We start from the raw sequence: 16643 nt of genomic DNA, 5'->3' as shown, positions 1-16643 counted from the left end.
GTGTCTTTACATCAGTTGATGTGTTTGTTGAACCAGTCGATCGGGATTTCGGGGTGCACACCGAAGAAGTTGTATCCATCGAAGCGGCGGTTGGTGCCCTCGATCCAGTACAGGCTCTTCTCGGCGACGGGGATCGCGTCGTAGATGTCCTGAACGTCCTGGGGGCGAGTCTGCGTGTCATCGTGCACCTGGGCAACCAGCGTGGGAACCGTCACGGCCTTCACATGCTCCAGCGGCGACTGTTCGGACAGGTGGAACCCCGTGCGCTCGTGCGCCGCCTTCTCGAACTTCTCGTAGCCGTTCTCCATGCCGATGGCCTTGACGAATTCCTCCACGAGGTAGCGCGCGGAGAACGGTTGCAACATCACCATGGCCTGAACCTCAGAAAACTCATCGGGGTGCTTGGACCAGGCGATGGCGGTCGAGTCAGCCCCCATGCACACCGACAACAGCGCCTTCTTCATGGTCTTGGTGTCCGGGCGGGCGGCGGCGTACCGCAGCGAGCCGATGACATCGCGGTACTCCATCAGCCCGACACCCGAGATTCCGCCGCTGCCCTGGCCGCTCATACCGTGGTTGCGGATGTCGTAGGCCAGGATGTTGTAGCCCGCGTCGTGCAACGCCTTGTATTCCGGCAGGTGGTTTACCTCGAACCCGCCCTGGATGTTGAACTCGGGCAAATGCCCCGGAAAGCCGTACCGGTTCCCCGGCAGGAAGTGGTTGTGGATGATCAGCCGGTCCGAGTCGGCCGGGATGAACCAGCCCTCAAGCGGGACACCGTCCATCGCGGGGAAGGACACGTCCTCGTACGCCAGGCCAACCTCGTCCGGGCGCCGAAGCACCGGTGCACGGCGACCGGCGGTAGTTCCACTGGTCCACATATCAAGGAAGCTGTCGAAAGCTGCCTGGGCTTGGTCATCGTTTGGCATGGGTGGTCTCCTTACACGTTGAGAATCAAATGGTCTCCAACCGGACCTAGCTGATGGAAGCTTCCTGTGCAGGGCATACGCAGAACCTCTGTAAGCGGTGCCTTCCACTGTGAAGGCACCGCCATCACGAAGGGTTCCCGGGCCCGCCACCGCTCGCTGTGCCTTTGACGGCGTGCTGTGGTGGCGGGCGCCTCAGCACCCGCCCTTGGTAGTTAGCTGAACTTGGAGGGGGTGAAGACGCCGCGGAAGCGGACTTTCCCGGAGACGAGCCTGTCGTATGCTTCGGTGGCCTGATCCAGGGAGAAGGTCTCGATGATGGGTTTGACCTGGCCCTTGGCGGCATAGTCCAGTATTTCGCCGAGTCGCTGCTGGCCGCCGTGCGTGGACCCGATGACTTTCTGGCGCATCATGTGGAAAGGCACAGCCCCCGACGCGATCTCGAACGGGTGGTTGAAGTCCAGGCCGCTCAAAGCGACCCGGCCATCCACACGCACGCCGGCCATCGCGTCCGCTGCTGCGGCGAACGCGTTCGTGGTCACCATGAGTACATCGGCCCCGCCGATATCGAGCAGTTCTTGGCCGTTGGCCACCACGTGATCGGCGCCCAGCTGCAGGGCGAGGTCGCGTTTGTCCGGGGAATGGGTGATCGCGATCGTCTCGAATCCGCTGGCCTTCGAAATCTGCAGTGCCACATGGCCAAGACCGCCGATACCGACGACCGCCACTCGCTCATGGGGCTGTGGCGCGGCGTCCCGGAAGCTGCTCCAGGTGGTGTAACCGGCACACATGATCGGTGCGGCCAGCTCATAGGGCAGCCCGTCGGGCAGCAGAACCGTGCCTTCAGCGGATAGTGCGATGTATTCGGCATGCCCACCCTGGGCGGCAAAACCCGAGGTCCGCGGATTGACACACTGCACCGCAGTCTGGCCGGTCAACGGACGGTTCTGGCGGCAATAGGCGCACCGCCCGCAGGCCGACTGCACCCAGGTGGCTCCAACCCGGTCGCCCACCTCGCGGGTATGCACGCCGGCACCGACCTCGACGACCTCGCCAACAATCTCATGGCCCGGAGTCTGGGGGTAGATATCGCCGCCGAAGCCTTGCGTGGCCCACGCGTCGGTGTAACACATGCCAGAGGCGTGCACCTTGACCAGCACCTGCCCCGGCTCCGCCGTGGGCGTCGGTACTTCCTGAACCTCCCAGGGCCGGTTAGCGCCCGTCATCACGATTGCCTTCATAGAGATCTTCTCCTCAACTCGTCATCAACAATCACCAAGCCGCCCGGCGGCGGTCTGGTGGGTCAGCCGACTTTGGCCTCCCCGGCAGAACCTGATGCGTCAGCGAAAGCCCGATCGCCGCATGCTCGTGGGCGTTCGCATTAGGCATGGCGATCAACGTGTCATTTCAGAATCGATCGGCATCCAGGACAGCAACCTAATCAATGTACACATTGATGCGTCGGAAACCTTCGAAATATGACCGGCTTTCGAAAAAGATGAGCGAATCGTCAAATGCGTCTCTACATGACAATTATCGTCTATCAGCGTACGTGTTAAATATTTGGCTACCCATCGATTGAGTCCATCGAATTCGTGCTTGAGGCGGGGAGTTCTGGCTAACTGAAATGATCGGCAATGCTGCGGCTGTTGTCGGCTTTCCGCGTCTATCAAGGGCATTGGTGACATCCATCAGGCGCGTCAGGGTGGTGGCCAGGTGTGGCGGCGTTACTTGCCCATTCACAGATCCGGCGAAAACCAAATGTGCGACTTCAGGCACGTAGGTCAACACCAACGGCTGCTCTCGGACTATGAGTCCGGCGAACATGGCATGACGGCGTTGATGGAGAAGTGTTTGTTGGGCAAGTCAGACAGTGAGGTGTCTGTCACCCAAACTTCCGGGAACCTCCGCGTGCGCGGCAACGTTGAGCAAGGCAGACTCAACTACTACGCGGTATGGACGCCGACGTTCAGGACGCAAAGGAGAAGGACATGGCGCTGTTGCTTCGAGAGGCCATCGGCGACACTCTGCGGAGCGCTCGATCCGGGCAGGGGAGAACCTTGCGTGAGGTGTCGGACTCCGCACGCGTCAGCCTCGGATACCTGTCCGAGGTGGAACGCGGTCGCAAGGAAGCCTCCAGCGAGCTGTTGGCCGCGATCTGCGGCGCGCTCGAGGTCCCGCTCTCGGCGGTGTTATCCGAGGTCAGCGAGCGGATGGCCCGTCGTGAGGCGCCTGCCGCCGCGTCGCAGCCCGCAGTGACCTCGGCATCGCGCTCACTCAGCGGGATCGATGTGGCCACCAAGGTGGTCATTCCGCAGGTTCGCGCAATGGCGGCCGCCTAACTACTGTGGCGGTCGCATTGTTTTGCGCCCCGGTAGGGGGTGTGTGGATCGGCGTGCAACCGATAAGTTGGGACCCACGCACTCCTAGATAGTGACGACTGCGACAGAAAGCGGATCGATCTCATGGCTAACCCGTTCGTCAAAGCGTGGAAGTACCTCATGGCACTGTTCAACGCGAAGATCGACGAAAACGCAGACCCGAAGGTGCAGATTCAGCAGGCCATCGAGGAGGCCCAGCGGAACCACCAGGCGCTCTCGCAGCAGGCCGCCTCGGTGATCGGGAATCAGCGCCAGCTTGAGATGCGGCTTAACCGTCAGCTCGCTGACGTCGAGAAACTTCAGGTCAACGTTCGTCAGGCGCTGACCCTTGCCGACCAGGCCACCGGCTCGGGCGATGCCGCGAAGGCGACCGAATACAACAACGCCGCCGAGGCGTTCGCCGCCCAGCTGGTCACTGCCGAGCAGAGCGTCGAGGACCTCAAGGCGCTGCACGACCAGGCTCTCGCCGCCGCGGCGCAGGCCAAGAAGGCCGTCGAGCAGAACGCGATGATGCTGCAGCAGCGCATCGCCGAGCGGACCAAGCTGCTGAGTCAACTGGAGCAGGCCAAGATGCAGGAGCAGGTGTCCGCCTCACTGCGGTCGATGAGCGAGCTGGCCGCCCCCGGTAACACCCCGAGCCTGGACGAGGTGCGCGACAAGATCGAGCGCCGCTACGCCAACGCCCTGGGCTCGGCGGAGCTGGCGCAGAACTCGGTGCAGGGCCGCATGATCGAGGTACAGCAGGCCAGCGTGCAGATGGCCGGGCATTCGCGCCTGGAGCAGATCCGCGCCTCCATGAAGGGTGAGGCCCTGCCCGCCGGCGGCACCGCGACACCGGCGCCCGCGACGGCGCCCGAGCAGGCTAACCCGGCCAATCCGCTGGGCCAGCAGTAGCTTTCTTCTCTTCAATCCGCCGAGTGTGAGCGCTGTCGCTCGCACTCGGCGGATTTGTTGCACCGACATTCGTACTCGGCGACCGCGAAGTTTTCGGGCACAATGTGAACATGACACCTCAGCCGCCCCGCCGCACCGCGGTGCAAGGAGGCTGGGACCAGCTGCTGCGCCGCGTGCTCACCAACGTCAATGATCTTGGTGAGGAACTCGCCCACCGCATGCGCGCGATGTCGGACAAACGCGAGAAGCTGCTGCGGAAACGGCTGCGGGCCAAGCGCTGGAGTATCCGCTGGGCGCTGGCCTGTGCGGCTGGCCTGCTTGTCACCACGGTGCTGGCGACTACCGGCGCACCGCCCTGGCTGCTGATCATTCCGGCGCTGCTGACGGCAGGCTGCGCCATTCCGGCGACGTATCTGTTGGTGCGGTACCGCTTCCTCAAGGCTGAGCCGTTGCCGCCGCCGCGCCCCGGGGTGGAGCGGCGGCTGCCGCCGTTGGGATCGGCCGCTCGCCCGCCCATGGCTGCCCTGGATGCCGCCGAGCGGGGCCTGTTCTCTCTGCTCGGAGTGGTGGAGCGCGGCAACATGATTCCGGACAGCGAGGGGCGGCAGATCCTTGCCGCGGCCAATCAGGCTGCGTATGTGATGGCCGCGACCGCCAAAGAGGTGGTGTCGATGGAGCGGGCCGCGGTCGAGGCGCCGCACACTCGGGAGTATCTGCAACCGACCATCAAGGCGTTCACCGCGCAGCTTGACACGGGTGTGCGGCAGTACAACGAGTTGGTCACCGCGGCAGCGCAATTGGTGTCGGCAGGAAATGGGGGAGCGGTGGCTGCCTCGCCAATGTCGCGCGGGCCACTCTTCGACGATTTGGTATCGGCCACCGATCGTCTCACCGGATGGGCGGGCGCGCTCGACGAACTCGGCCAGCTGTCAGGGTAATCCCCGATCTTTCCCTGATCTTCGAGTTCCGGGGTTCCTCAGGTGCTCAACGCCCTGCCAGGCTTGCTCTATCGCAGCAAGTCGAGAGAACGGTGGGTACCTGTGTTGTGGAAGATCATTGGCGTGCTGCTGGTCGTATGGCTGGCGTTCCTGGTGGTGGGCGCCATCTTCAAGCTCTTGGTCCCGATTCTGGTGGCCGGTGTGCTGATTCTCGGCGGCGTGATGCTGTACCGCGCGGTGACGGATGCGGACAAGACGACGCTGCCATGAGGGTTCAGAGTTTCGGGCGCAAGGCGGGGACCACGGTCCCGAGGATGCCGCGCGCGAGGCCCTTGGTGAGGTTCCAGACGTCGGCGTAGTCACGCCAGAGCGTGACCTTGCCGTCGTCGGAGAGCTCGGTGACACCGCACACCCAGAAGGCGATATGCAGCGGGCCCACGATGATGACATCGGTGCGCTCGGTCATCACGGTGTTGCCCGTGGCGGTGATCCGGTGGATCTTGACGTCGAAACCGGCGCCCGGCAGATTCAGCGAGGACAACGCCCGCATCACCGTGGTGCGCCCGCGGACCGTGGGCAGGCCCACATTTTCCCAGCGCACGGCATCGTCGAGCAGTGCGTCGAGGGCCGCGAGGTCGCTGCGGCGCATAGCGTCCCAGAATCCCTCAACGATCTCGATGGGGGCGGTGGTGGCGAGCGCGTCCGTCATGGGGCAACGGTAGTCACGCACGGCGAATCAGAGAAGGGGTGCGGCCAGATATCGGGGTGCAGCCCAAGCCGGGCTGGACCGATTCGTAGGTCGACTAGCGGTCAGAAACGTGGCCGCAGTGCGGGGAACGGGATGCCCACCAATCCGCGCAGCGTGGCCTTGAACATGTCGAACATGTCGAAGTAGTCGCGCCACAGGGTGATGGTGCCCTGGTCGGAGATCTCGAAGACCCCGCAGACCCAGAACTGCAGGCGCAGCGGCCCCAGAACGATGGCGTCGTGGCGCTCATTCATCACGGTGTTTCCATTGGTGGTGGTGCGATGGATCTGCACCTCGAAAGCGAAACCCGGGCGCTTGAGCGGCTCGAACACCTTCAGCGCTGCGCGACGTCCGTGGATGGTCGGCAGGCCCACGTTCTGATAGACGAGATTTTCGTCCAGGACACTTTCTGCGAACTCGGTGTCACCGTTTTGAGCGGCTTCCAGGAAGCGGGTGACGGTCTGTGCCGGCGTGAGGGCGGCCAGTTCCAGCGTGCTGTAGGTCATGCGTTTCACGGTAGTCCGAATCGCTGTGGCAGGGTAGGGCGGTGCGTGTCGCCGTGGTCGCTGGTCCTGATCCCGGGCACGCCTTTCCCGCGATCGCGTTATGCCTCAAATTCGCCGCCGCCGGCCACGATCCGGTACTGCTGACGGGAACGCGCTGGCTCGACCAGGCTCGTTCGGCCGGTGTGGAATCGGTTGAGCTTCTCGGGTTGCAGCCGCGTGCGGAGGACGACGACTTGGACTCCGGCACCAAGATCCATCAGCGTGCCGCATACATGGCGGCGGCCAATGTCGATCAGTTGCGTGAACTATCGCCGGACCTGATCGTCTCCGATGTCATCACAGCCTGCGGTGGCATGGCCGGTGAACTGCTCGGTGTGCCGTGGGTTGAGCTTAATCCACATCCGCTGTATCTCCCGTCAAAAGCTTTGCCGCCATTGGGAAGTGGATTAGCGCCCGGGGTGGGGTTGCGGGGACGGCTGCGTGATGTGCTGATGCGTAAGCTGACCCAGAAATCGATCAATGAGGGGCTGAATCAGCGTTCCCGAGCGCGGGTAAGCATCGGACTGTCCGCCAAAGATCCCGGGCCTGTCCGACGGTTGATCGCGACACTGCCGGCGCTGGAGGTGCCGCGTCCAGACTGGCCGGAAGAGGCGGTGCTGGTAGGGCCGCTGCACTGGGAGCCCACAGACGTTGTGCTGCAGCCACCCTCGGGTTCAGGACCGGTGGTCGTGATCGCACCGTCGACGGCCTTCACCGGGGCCGAGGGGATGACCGAACTGGCGCTGCGAGCCTTGGAATCGGCGGGCGCGCGAGTGGTTGTCTCTGCGCTGGATCCGGCCGCATCTGGGTTGCCATCGTGGGCAGTTGCCGGGCTGGCGCGTCAGGACTTGTTGCTGGCCGGGGCGGATCTCGCCATTTGTGGTGGGGGACACGGGTTTTTAAGTAAGGCTCTACTGGCGGGGGTGCCGGTGGTGGCAGTTCCCGGCGGCGGGGATCAGTGGGAGCTGGCGAATCGTGTTGTGCGGCAAGGTAGTGCCGAGTTAGTCCGTCCACTCAACCGGGACTCGCTGGCCGGCGCCATTGGTCGCGTCCTGGGGGATCAGCGTTATACGGAGGCTGCTCGCCGGGCTGCTGCCGGCGCCGTCGATGTCCAGGATCCGGTACGGGTGTGCCAGGACGTGCTGTCGGCCCTAAAGTGACCGTGTGCGTCTGACGGAATTTCATGAGCTTGTCACCGGTCGATTCGGTGCGGTCTACGGCTCGTCCGTGCTGGTCGACCACGTTCTGACCGCGATGGGCGGACGCACCGCGGCGCAAGCCGTCGAAGACGGGGCGGAACCCCGCGACGTGTGGCGGGCTCTATGCGCCGATTTCGACGTCCCGCGCGATCAGTGGTGATGGTGCGGTGACACGCCGCACCGGCGCGCCTGCTTGATTCGAACAGGTGTTCGCCTTACTCTAATTTCAGTCGAACGAACGGTCCGCGCAGGTAGATCGCTTGTCGGTGGGGTCGATTAGCGTCCACCTCAACCGATCGGCAACCCGAATCGGACCGATCTTCGAACACCAAGACGAAATGGAGAACACCATGGCGCAGGCACCGGATCGCGAGAAGGCTCTCGAGCTCGCGCTCGCACAAATCGACAAGAGCTTCGGTAAGGGCTCGGTCATGCGGCTCGGCGACGAGGTGCGTCAGCCCATCTCCGTGATCCCGACCGGATCCATCGCGCTGGACGTGGCGCTCGGTATTGGCGGCTTGCCCCGTGGTCGTGTGGTCGAGATCTACGGGCCGGAATCCTCGGGTAAGACCACCGTCGCGCTGCACGCGGTGGCCAACGCGCAAGCCGCCGGCGGTATCGCCGCGTTCATCGATGCCGAGCATGCGCTCGACCCGGAATACGCGAAGAACCTCGGTGTCGATACCGACTCGCTGCTCGTGTCCCAGCCGGATACCGGTGAGCAGGCTCTGGAAATCGCGGACATGCTGGTGCGCTCGGGCGCCATCTCGCTCATCGTCATCGACTCAGTGGCCGCGCTGGTGCCTCGCGCCGAAATTGAGGGCGAGATGGGCGACAGCCATGTCGGTCTACAGGCTCGCCTGATGAGTCAGGCCCTGCGCAAGATGACCGGTGCGCTCAGCAACTCGGGCACCACCGCGATCTTCATCAACCAGCTCCGCGAGAAGATCGGCGTGATGTTCGGTTCGCCCGAAACCACCACGGGTGGTAAGGCTTTGAAGTTCTACTCATCGGTTCGCCTTGATGTGCGCCGTATCGAGACTCTCAAGGACGGTACCGATGCGGTGGGTAACCGCACTCGCGTCAAGGTGGTCAAGAACAAAGTATCGCCGCCGTTCAAGCAGGCTGAGTTCGACATTCTCTACGGCAAGGGCATCTCCAAGGAGGGGTCGCTCATCGATATGGGCGTGGAGCAGGGCTTCATCCGCAAGTCCGGTTCCTGGTTCACCTATGAGGGTGAGCAATTGGGTCAGGGCAAGGAGAACGCCCGCAACTTCCTGTTGGAGAACGCCGATGTCGCCAACGAGATCGAGAAGAAGATCAAGGAAAAGCTCGGTATCGGAGCGGTGCTGACCGATGAAGAAGTTGTCCCGGCCCCAGTCGATTTCTGATTCCCCTTCCAGGGAATCTCTAGACGAACTGCGATCCCGGGTCGCGTCGGTACCCGAAGCCCCGACGCGTGAACCGGTTGATTCGCGGGACGAGCAGGCGTGGTCATATTGCCTCCGCCTGTTGACAAGTCGGGCGCGTACCCGCGCCGAGCTGACCGAAAGGCTGGCTCGGCGCGGGTACCCCGATGAGGTCTCTGATCGAATCATGCAACGGTTGGCAGCCGCAGGACTGATCAACGATGCCGATTTTGCGGCTCAATGGGTGCAGTCCCGGCATACCTACGCCGGTAAAGGCAAGCGTGCCTTGGCCGCAGAGCTTCGGACCAAGGGCGTATCGGCGGAGAATGCGGCCGCGGCGCTCGCACAGATCGACGGAGATGCCGAGCGATCGCGCGCGGCAGAGCTTGTCGCCAAGAAACTCCGGTCAGAAAATCTCGATGACGGTGGGATCAAGGCGGCGCGGCGATTGGTGGCTATGCTTGCGCGTCGCGGATACGGCCATTCCATGGCCTATGACGTGGTGAAAAACGCCCTTGCTTCCGAACAGGACAGGCGCAACGTCGGGTGAGTGAAGCGGTTCTAGAGGCCGAATGGGCGAGCCGGGGGATTGGGCGGCGGGTCACCCTCGTCCGGCGCGTTGGATCTCATGCTCATCGACGCTTCGGCCGACGGCGACTGCACACCCGGCAGGCACGGTACCTGGCGGGAGATTGTCTTGAATGGCCCAATCTCGGTGTCTTCGTTGAGCATGGGGAGCGGACCGCAGTTTCCCTTGAAGTGTGCGTCCATGGTGAACGGCGTCGGGTTCACGCAGGTGAGGTTCATTCCGACCGGGGTCGCGACCTGTAGGCAGTCGAAGTTCAACGGAGCTCCGTAGGCCACCGGTGCACCCGTCAGCGCTGCCCCCGCGCACGCCGCTCCGAAAACGGCGGACACGCCAACGGCCAATACGATGTTTCGCATGGGAGTTATGGTAACGAAGTGATACCTGTTACGTAATACTTCGATTGTGATAGTTGAGTAAGAATCGGCCCTGTGATGCAGCTGTGAAGGTTGATCACGTGTTCTTGGCGTAATGCCGTGCGGCCTTTGCCCTGTTTCCGCAGGTAGCCATGGAGTGCCACCGGCGAGCCCCGTTCTTGGACGTGTCGTAGAAGAACAACACGCACTGCGGGTGCGCGCACTGTTTGATCCGATCCGGCGAGTCGGCCAGCAGGGTGAGCAGATTGTCGGCGGCGAGCCAGCCGGGAAGCCAGTGTGATTCGGGAACTTCGGCGATGTCGGCCGGCCCGTCGGCGGTCAGGGCGCGGCGAATCGCACCGTGGGACAGCACCGCGTTGATGTCGTCGATATCGGAATCCTTGACCGCACGGTAGATGGCGTCACGTGCGAGCAGCAACGCCTCCCTGGTCTTGTCGTCTGCGGCACATCGATCCTCAAGGTTGTTGGTGTGCAACCAGATTCGCAAGCCATCGGAAGTGGTGAGCAGATCCTGCGGTCCATCGCCACTCATCCACCGGGTGTTCAGCAGATCCAGTGCGAGCGGTTCGCCGAGATGAGGGCGTGGATCGGACATGGCCTGAGGCTAGCCGCCTCCTTTCCGGGGCAAAGTGTCACATGAATTCTAACCGATAAAATCGGTATAGGTGGTTGACCGGAGTGCTCGCCCTGACTACGATCTAACCGGTAAGAAGAATTTATTGGTTAGGAAGGATTGTTCATGGGCACAGCCATCGCACCCCGCATCATCACCGGCCATATCGGACTCAACGTCAGCGATCTGGAGCGATCGGTCGCGTTTTACCGGCGGGCATTCGGATTCGAGCAGCTTGTGGCGAGCCTCGACGGGGCGCAGCGCTTCGCGTTTCTCGGATTCGATGGCAGCCCCGTGCTGACCCTCTGGGAACAGAGCAGTGGGGAATTCTCGGCCGCCACGCCGGGCTTGCACCATTTGTCCTTCCAAGTGGATTCCGTACAGGAGGTGCAGGCAGTGGAGGCGGTCCTGAAGGAACTGTCAACGGTGTTCGCGCACGACGGAGTTGTGCCGCACCAGGAAGGCGCGTCATCGGGCGGGATCTTCTTCACCGACCCCGACGGGATCCGTCTTGAGGTGTTCGCGGCGACGGGCGTCGAGCAGTACGAGGCGCCGGCGGGCGACGCGCCGACATGCGGGTTTTTCTGAGATGACCTATCACCCCGGCGAGCTGGCCGTTCAGCATCGAATGGGACAATCGGACAGTGCTGTTCGCGTTGGGCGGATTATCTCGGCGCAGATACCGGAAGTCGCGGCGGCCTTTCTTGCCGCCCAACCGTTGGTCTTCGTGTCGGCTGGGGATGGCGATGGCCGGATGTGGACGAGCCAGATCATCGGTCCGCCGGGGTTCGCGCATGCCACCGACGCCCGCACCATCGCGATAGACGGTCTGCCGGTCCCGGGCGATCCACTGTCCGCGCCACTGCAATCGGAGCAGAAGATCGGCATGATCGCGTTGCAGCCGCAGCGGCGGCGCCGGATGCGTGTCAACGGCACTGCGGTGCCATCGGGACAGGGTCTGATTGTCTCCACCGATCAGGTGTATTCCAACTGCCCCAAGTACATTGCACGGCGCGACGTGTCCGGGATCGGGCCCGGACTGCCCGGGACACCGCGCCACGCGACCGCTCTGGACGAGGAACAGCAGCAGACGGTCGCGACGACGGACACCTTCATCATCGGCACCGCCGATGGCGAAGGCAATGCCGATGCGTCGCATCGCGGCGGGAATCCCGGTTTCCTGCGGGTGCTTTCACCGAACGAACTACGGTGGCCCGACTACCTGGGCAACTCGATGTTCATGACGCTGGGGAACCTGCATGTCGATCCCCGGTGTGGCCTGCTGATCCCGAATTGGCAGACCGGATCGACTCTGCAGCTCTCGGGGACCGCGCGCCTCAATTGGGACGAGGGTACCTTCGCCCCGGGTGCGCAATGTTCCGTCGACTTCACCATCGGCGAGGTCATCGAGATCGTCAATGCCAGCCCTCTACGGTGGGGCGAAGCTGAACCTTCGCCCGCCAATCCGCATCTCTGACAAGGAAAGACACATCATGCGCCCACCGCTACCGCCGTTCGACATCGATTCCGCCCGCGAAAAGGTGCGGGCCGCCGAGAACGCCTGGAATACGCGCGATCCCGAGAAGGTCGCCGCCGCCTACACCGAAGATTCGGTGTGGCGAAACCGCGACGAGTTCATTACCGGGCGCGCGGACATCGTTGCGTTCCTGACCCGAAAGTGGGCCAAGGAGAACGGCTACGCGCTACGCAAGGAGCTGTGGGGGTTCCGGGAGAACCGGATGGCGGTGCGCTTTCAATACGAGTGGCATGACGAGGCCGGTCAGTGGTGGCGCAGCTATGGCAACGAGTTGTGGGAGTTCACCGTGGAAGGGCTGATGTCACGTCGCGAAGCCAGCATCAACGACACTCAGATCGCCGAGGAAGAGCGCCGCATCTTCGGTCCCCGCCCGGCCGGTGATGAGTCGCCGCTGCCCATCCGCTGACTACTCGCCGTAGTCCTGGCGTAAGTCTTTGTGTGCGGGATCCACGCCGCGTGTCTTCAGGAGATCCTTGGTGACCAAGCCTGGTTCGGGCTGTGCGTGCGGAACTTCTAAGAGGCTCTTCTTCTTGCGGCCTTCCCGCAGCTGACGCTCGATATTGGTGGCCAGCGACGAGAGCGCGAAGTTGATGAGGATCATGATGACCGCGACCACGACGAGCGCAGGCAGATAGTTTCCGTAGTACGACGCCGAGCGGATGCCCGAACGCACCACCTCGATGTAGCCGAATGCGTACCCCAGCGCAGAGTCCTTCAGGGCGATGACCATCTGAGAGATGAGCGCGGGCAGCATCGCCGCAATCGATTGGGGGAGCAGGATCAGCCGCATCATCTGCGACTTGCGCATGCCCAGCGCTACCGCGGCCTCGGACTGCCCCGTGGGGAGTGACTGGATGCCCGAACGCAGGATCTCGGCGATGACTGAGCCGTTATACAGCGACAGCCCTGTCACCACCGCGGCGAAAGCCAGATACTCGGACGGGAAAATGGCCTGCTGCCCGTACAAGTAGTACGAGAACACCATCAAGATCAGTACGGGGATCGCGCGGAAGAATTCGACAAGGGCACTCGAAATCCAGCGCACGGCGCGATGATCGGAGAGCCGGCCAATGCCGAGCATGGCGCCGAGAACAAGTGCGAAGACAATCGACAACGCCGCCGCGGTGATGGTGCCCAACAGTCCGGGCAGGATGTACGTCGTCCACGTGTCCAGACGCAGGAAGGGCGACCATTTTTCGGCGGTGAGCTGTTCATTGGCGACGAGGGTCCAGATCACCCAGGCCGCAGCCGCGCCCACGAAGGCCGTGAACGCGACGGCGATAATCCGATTGACCGCGCGGGCCTTTGGGCCGGGCGCGTCATACATGACGGTGGCGCTGCCGGTCATCGCTTCACCGCCAGCCGCTTCGCGAAGTATCCGAAGGTCAATCCGATCGTCAGCGTGATCACCATGTAGCCCGCCGCGATGATGAGAAAGATCCAGACAATCTGGTCGGCGAACAGCTCGATCTCCGATCGCATCAGCAGGGCTGCCTCGGCGACCCCGATCGCCGAGGCGATCGAGGTGTTCTTGACCAGGGCGATCAGCACGCTGCCCATGGGGGCCAGGACCGACCGCATGGCCTGCGGTAACACGATGAGCGTCAAGACCCTCCAGAACGGCATTCCGAGGGACCGCGCTGCCTCGGCCTGGCCCAGGGGGACCGTGTTGAACCCGGATCGCAATGTTTCGCACACGAAAGTTGCTGTGTACAAAGAGAATCCGAGAACCGATAGCCAGAAGTTGTTGTTTCTGATGAAGTTGGAGTTCTCGGGCGCCAGTGCGATACCGAGATTCTGATAGAGCCCCACCGAACAGAACAAAATGATCAGGGTCAGCGGGGTGTTCCGGACCAGGTTGACGTACCAGGTACCGAAGATCCGCATGATCGGCACGGGCGAGACCCGGCACTCCGCCAGGATCGTGCCCCACACCAGTGCGCCCACGGCCGAGAAGAATGTCAGCTTGAGGGTGGTCCAGAACGCCGGCCACAGCTGCGGTCCCATGTTCGCCCACAGCGCGTTCATGCGGCCTCACAAGCCTTGTCGGCGACGGGCTTGACGCCGGTGATCTTCTCGATCGCGGCCAGTGAGGGGTCGGGCAGCAGACCGTAGGTGCCGCTCTTGGCGCGCTTCTCCCAATCATCGATCGTGCTGTTGCCCAGTGCATCCCGCAGATCGGTATCCCAGGCCCCGCTGGCGATCATCTTGTCGAGTGCGCGGTCGATGGCCTCGATGGCGGCGGTGTCACCCTTCGCGAGGCCGATCCCGTAGACCTCCCTGGAGAACGGGTCGCCGTTCTTCTTCTGCTTCTTGGGTTTACCGATGCACAACGGCTTGCTCAGCTCGTAGTTCATCTGAATCAGCTTGAACTCACCCTCGTAGCGCTTGGCGTACCCGGCCAGGATCGTCTCGTCGGTGGTGAGGGCGTCGACCTTGCCCCGCCGCAGCGCCTCCACGCAGGAGGAATATGAGTCGAACTCCTGCAGCTGGGTGCCGGCCAGCAGGTTCTTCACGTTCTGTGCGGGCGTCGAGCCGGATACCGAACACAGCTTCTTGCCCCGGTTCAGATCATCCAGCGTTGTCAGTGAGTCATCCGCCTTGCGAACCAGAAGCCCTTGGTAGGTAATGAGATAAGGGCCGGCGAAGGACACCTTCTGGGCTCGGCTGTAGTTGACCGAGTAGCTCCCGGCGATCATGTCCACGGTGCCGTTGTCGATGAGTTGTTCGCGCTGTGCCGACGGCGTCTCGTACCAGTGGATGGTCGGATGTGCGACACCAAGTTCGTCGGCGATGGCGTTGACGACGTACTCGGAAATCTTGACGTCGAATCCGCTCATCTTCTTGTCGGGGTGCTGCAGGCCCACCCCGGGCTGATCGAACTTGGTGCCGAGGACGACGGTGCCGCCCCGGATCGATTCGAGTAGTTGGCGTGGCTCGGTACTGCCGCAGGAACTGATCAGCGTGGCAACCAGGGCGACGACCGCCACCAGTGCGGTGTGCCGTCGCATCAGTGCTTGAGCTTCTTCGCGCAAGCGACTCATCAATGCCCGAGGATCTTTCCGAGGAAGTCCTTGGCGCGTTCGGACTTCGGGTTGGTAAAGAAGCTCTCCGGGTCCGTGTCCTCGATGATGGCACCGTCGGCCATGAAGATGATCCGGTCCGCGGCCTTGCGGGCGAATCCCATCTCATGGGTGACCACCAGCATGGTCATGCCCTCTTTGGCCAGCGACACCATGACATCGAGAACCTCGTTGACCATCTCGGGGTCCAGTGCAGAGGTGGGCTCATCGAACAGCATGACCTTGGGGCCCATGGCCAACGATCTGGCGATCGCGACGCGTTGCTGCTGCCCGCCGGATAGTTGCGCCGGGTACTTGTCCTTCTGGCTCGCGATTCCCACGCGTTCCAGCAGCTCGATGGCGTGCTTGCGCGCGGATTCCTTGTCCTTCTTGCGCACCTTCATCGGCGCGAGCGTCACGTTGTCGAGAATTGTCTTGTGTGAGAAGAGGTTGAAGGACTGGAAGACCATCCCCACCTCCGCGCGCAGGTTGGCCAGCGCGCGTCCCTCTTCGGGAAGCGCCTGGCCGTCGATTCGGATGGTGCCGGTGTCGATGGGTTCGAGACGATTGATGGTGCGACACAAGGTCGACTTGCCCGAGCCGGAGGGCCCGAGGATGACAACGACCTGACCGCGTGGGATTTCCAGGGTGATGTCCTTGAGGACGTGCAAGTCGCCGAAGTGCTTGTCGACATGCTCAAGGGAGATCATCGGGATGCTTGTTGCGGGGGCGTTTTCCCCGCTCGTTGAGGTGTCGGTGCTCACCGGCATGGTCAGACAATACGGGTTCCCCACACTTTTGCAGCGCGGAACGCAGGGGTCCGCGAATCGGACGGCCTGGGATCCAGCACCTCGCCTGACCGGCGTCAGCAAACATCTGTAATACTGAGCCCATGCGGACGCGACGGCGGCCTTCCGTCGAAGGCCCGCGAATCAAGGCGCTCGCAAGAGTTCTAGCATCTGTTCTGTTCATCGGGTCATTTCCGGTTGCGGTGATCAACGGGGCAACTACCTGGGGCTGGATCGCCGCGAGTTTCGGGCTGGTTTGCGGGTTGTTTCTGCTGCCCAGCTCGCTAATGCGTTTGGTCACGCCATCGGGGCAGGTGACCGTCGATGCGGGGCGGCATCTGCGCGACAGCGAGATTCTCGAGCGGCCCCGGCCGCGGCGAGATATCTCATTCGCGGTCGTCATCGTGCTGATCGCGGGCGTCGTCGTGCTCGGTGTTCTCGAAGCATTCGCCGCGCCCGGGCTCGTCGGATCGTGGATGTGGGCCGGCTGGTGGATGTGGATGGGCGTGAATGCCGTCTGCAGCATCCACGATTGGTGGCAGGGCTGGCATGTCCCGGAGCGTGGAGTGCGATGAAGGCGCGGTGGTGGAACTGGCGCCCCTCGGCGCGAGAAACGGCCTGAACTCGGGCACGTACCATA

General features: G+C 63.0%; 22 protein-coding genes. 12 read left to right on the top strand and 10 right to left on the bottom strand.

The window, feature by feature from the left end:
- Positions 1-11: 11 nt before the first annotated feature.
- Positions 12-929, bottom strand: a complete 918-nt coding sequence (locus B4400_RS14400; protein ID WP_078310986.1) for an alpha/beta hydrolase family protein — start codon at positions 927-929, stop codon at positions 12-14.
- 212 nt (positions 930-1141) lie between these two features.
- Positions 1142-2167, bottom strand: a complete 1026-nt coding sequence (locus tag B4400_RS14395; RefSeq protein ID WP_078310985.1) for an alcohol dehydrogenase catalytic domain-containing protein — start codon at positions 2165-2167, stop codon at positions 1142-1144.
- A 750-nt stretch (positions 2168-2917) separates the two neighbouring features.
- Here B4400_RS14395 and clgR point away from each other — a divergent pair.
- The 4 genes from clgR to B4400_RS24410 all read left to right on the top strand — a co-directional run bounded on the left by clgR (position 2918) and on the right by B4400_RS24410 (position 5409).
- On the top strand, positions 2918-3268 hold the full coding sequence (clgR, locus tag B4400_RS14390) for a transcriptional regulator ClgR (RefSeq protein WP_078311140.1): 351 nt from the start codon (positions 2918-2920) through the stop codon (positions 3266-3268).
- A gap of 123 nt (positions 3269-3391) precedes the next feature.
- Positions 3392-4201 carry a phage shock protein PspA gene (gene pspA / locus B4400_RS14385; RefSeq protein WP_078310984.1) on the top strand — a complete coding sequence of 270 codons (810 nt, stop codon included), beginning with the start codon at positions 3392-3394 and terminating at the stop codon, positions 4199-4201.
- A 110-nt stretch (positions 4202-4311) separates the two neighbouring features.
- The gene (gene pspM / locus B4400_RS14380; protein WP_139360258.1) at positions 4312-5139 is read left to right on the top strand and encodes a phage shock envelope stress response protein PspM; all 828 of its coding nucleotides are present in this window, start codon (positions 4312-4314) and stop codon (positions 5137-5139) included.
- Positions 5140-5181: 42 nt separating this feature from the next.
- Positions 5182-5409 carry a hypothetical protein gene (locus B4400_RS24410; RefSeq protein ID WP_212566652.1) on the top strand — a complete coding sequence of 76 codons (228 nt, stop codon included), beginning with the start codon at positions 5182-5184 and terminating at the stop codon, positions 5407-5409.
- Positions 5410-5413: 4 nt separating this feature from the next.
- Here the strand turns inward: B4400_RS24410 and B4400_RS14375 are convergent, their stop codons facing one another.
- Together B4400_RS14375 and B4400_RS14370 are read right to left on the bottom strand one after the other, a co-directional pair.
- On the bottom strand, positions 5414-5848 hold the full coding sequence (locus B4400_RS14375) for a limonene-1,2-epoxide hydrolase family protein (protein ID WP_078310982.1): 435 nt from the start codon (positions 5846-5848) through the stop codon (positions 5414-5416).
- Positions 5849-5949: 101 nt separating this feature from the next.
- Positions 5950-6393 carry a limonene-1,2-epoxide hydrolase family protein gene (locus B4400_RS14370; RefSeq protein WP_078310981.1) on the bottom strand — a complete coding sequence of 148 codons (444 nt, stop codon included), beginning with the start codon at positions 6391-6393 and terminating at the stop codon, positions 5950-5952.
- 41 nt (positions 6394-6434) lie between these two features.
- On the opposite strand from B4400_RS14370, the gene B4400_RS14365 reads away from it, so the two are divergent.
- From B4400_RS14365 to recX, 4 genes are all read left to right on the top strand, one after another.
- Entirely contained in the window at positions 6435-7592 is a 1158-nt protein-coding gene (locus B4400_RS14365) for a glycosyltransferase (RefSeq protein ID WP_078310980.1), read from the top strand.
- Positions 7593-7596: 4 nt separating this feature from the next.
- The gene (locus tag B4400_RS14360; RefSeq protein WP_070940115.1) at positions 7597-7791 is read left to right on the top strand and encodes a DUF3046 domain-containing protein; all 195 of its coding nucleotides are present in this window, start codon (positions 7597-7599) and stop codon (positions 7789-7791) included.
- Between the two features lie 190 nt (positions 7792-7981).
- Positions 7982-9022 (top strand): recombinase RecA, encoded by a 1041-nt coding sequence (recA, locus tag B4400_RS14355; protein WP_078311139.1) that lies wholly within the window; start codon positions 7982-7984, stop codon positions 9020-9022.
- Positions 8988-9590, top strand: a complete 603-nt coding sequence (recX, locus tag B4400_RS14350; RefSeq protein WP_078310979.1) for a recombination regulator RecX — start codon at positions 8988-8990, stop codon at positions 9588-9590. Before recA ends, recX begins: the two co-directional genes overlap by 35 nt.
- An 11-nt stretch (positions 9591-9601) precedes the next feature.
- On the opposite strand, the gene B4400_RS14345 is transcribed toward recX, so the two are convergent.
- Entirely contained in the window at positions 9602-9985 is a 384-nt protein-coding gene (locus B4400_RS14345) for a hypothetical protein (RefSeq protein WP_078310978.1), read from the bottom strand.
- 94 nt (positions 9986-10079) lie between these two features.
- On the bottom strand, positions 10080-10598 hold the full coding sequence (locus B4400_RS14340) for a CGNR zinc finger domain-containing protein (RefSeq protein ID WP_078310977.1): 519 nt from the start codon (positions 10596-10598) through the stop codon (positions 10080-10082).
- Between the two features lie 144 nt (positions 10599-10742).
- On the opposite strand from B4400_RS14340, the gene B4400_RS14335 reads away from it, so the two are divergent.
- Genes B4400_RS14335 through B4400_RS14325 form a run of 3 tightly spaced genes read left to right on the top strand, consistent with a single transcriptional unit; the run spans position 10743 to position 12559 of the window.
- Complete coding sequence (locus B4400_RS14335; RefSeq protein ID WP_078310976.1) at positions 10743-11204, top strand: VOC family protein; 462 nt, start codon at positions 10743-10745, stop codon at positions 11202-11204.
- Between the two features lies 1 nt (position 11205).
- Complete coding sequence (locus B4400_RS14330; protein WP_078310975.1) at positions 11206-12093, top strand: pyridoxamine 5'-phosphate oxidase family protein; 888 nt, start codon at positions 11206-11208, stop codon at positions 12091-12093.
- 13 nt (positions 12094-12106) lie between these two features.
- Entirely contained in the window at positions 12107-12559 is a 453-nt protein-coding gene (locus tag B4400_RS14325; RefSeq protein WP_078311138.1) for a nuclear transport factor 2 family protein, read from the top strand.
- On the opposite strand, the gene B4400_RS14320 is transcribed toward B4400_RS14325, so the two are convergent.
- The 4 genes from B4400_RS14320 to gluA are packed head-to-tail and all read right to left on the bottom strand — an operon-like array spanning position 12560 to position 15925.
- The gene (locus B4400_RS14320; RefSeq protein WP_078310974.1) at positions 12560-13501 is read right to left on the bottom strand and encodes an amino acid ABC transporter permease; all 942 of its coding nucleotides are present in this window, start codon (positions 13499-13501) and stop codon (positions 12560-12562) included.
- Positions 13498-14181, bottom strand: coding sequence for an amino acid ABC transporter permease (locus tag B4400_RS14315; protein WP_078310973.1), 684 nt, complete (start codon positions 14179-14181; stop codon positions 13498-13500). Before B4400_RS14315 ends, B4400_RS14320 begins: the two co-directional genes overlap by 4 nt.
- Complete coding sequence (locus B4400_RS14310; RefSeq protein WP_078310972.1) at positions 14178-15197, bottom strand: glutamate ABC transporter substrate-binding protein; 1020 nt, start codon at positions 15195-15197, stop codon at positions 14178-14180. Before B4400_RS14310 ends, B4400_RS14315 begins: the two co-directional genes overlap by 4 nt.
- Positions 15197-15925: a glutamate ABC transporter ATP-binding protein GluA gene (gene gluA, locus B4400_RS14305; RefSeq protein ID WP_170915013.1), complete on the bottom strand. Its 729-nt coding sequence runs from the start codon at positions 15923-15925 to the stop codon at positions 15197-15199. The genes B4400_RS14310 and gluA overlap by 1 nt, the downstream gene beginning before the upstream one ends.
- A 182-nt stretch (positions 15926-16107) precedes the next feature.
- Here gluA and B4400_RS14300 point away from each other — a divergent pair, with 182 nt between their 5' ends.
- Positions 16108-16578: a hypothetical protein gene (locus B4400_RS14300; protein WP_078310970.1), complete on the top strand. Its 471-nt coding sequence runs from the start codon at positions 16108-16110 to the stop codon at positions 16576-16578.
- The last annotated feature ends 65 nt before the right edge of the window (positions 16579-16643 follow it).

Origin of the sequence: Mycobacterium sp. D16Q13 (assembly GCF_002013375.1) — a bacterium.
Taxonomy (GTDB): domain Bacteria; phylum Actinomycetota; class Actinomycetes; order Mycobacteriales; family Mycobacteriaceae; genus Mycobacterium.
This window is presented reverse-complemented; position numbering and strand designations above follow the sequence as displayed.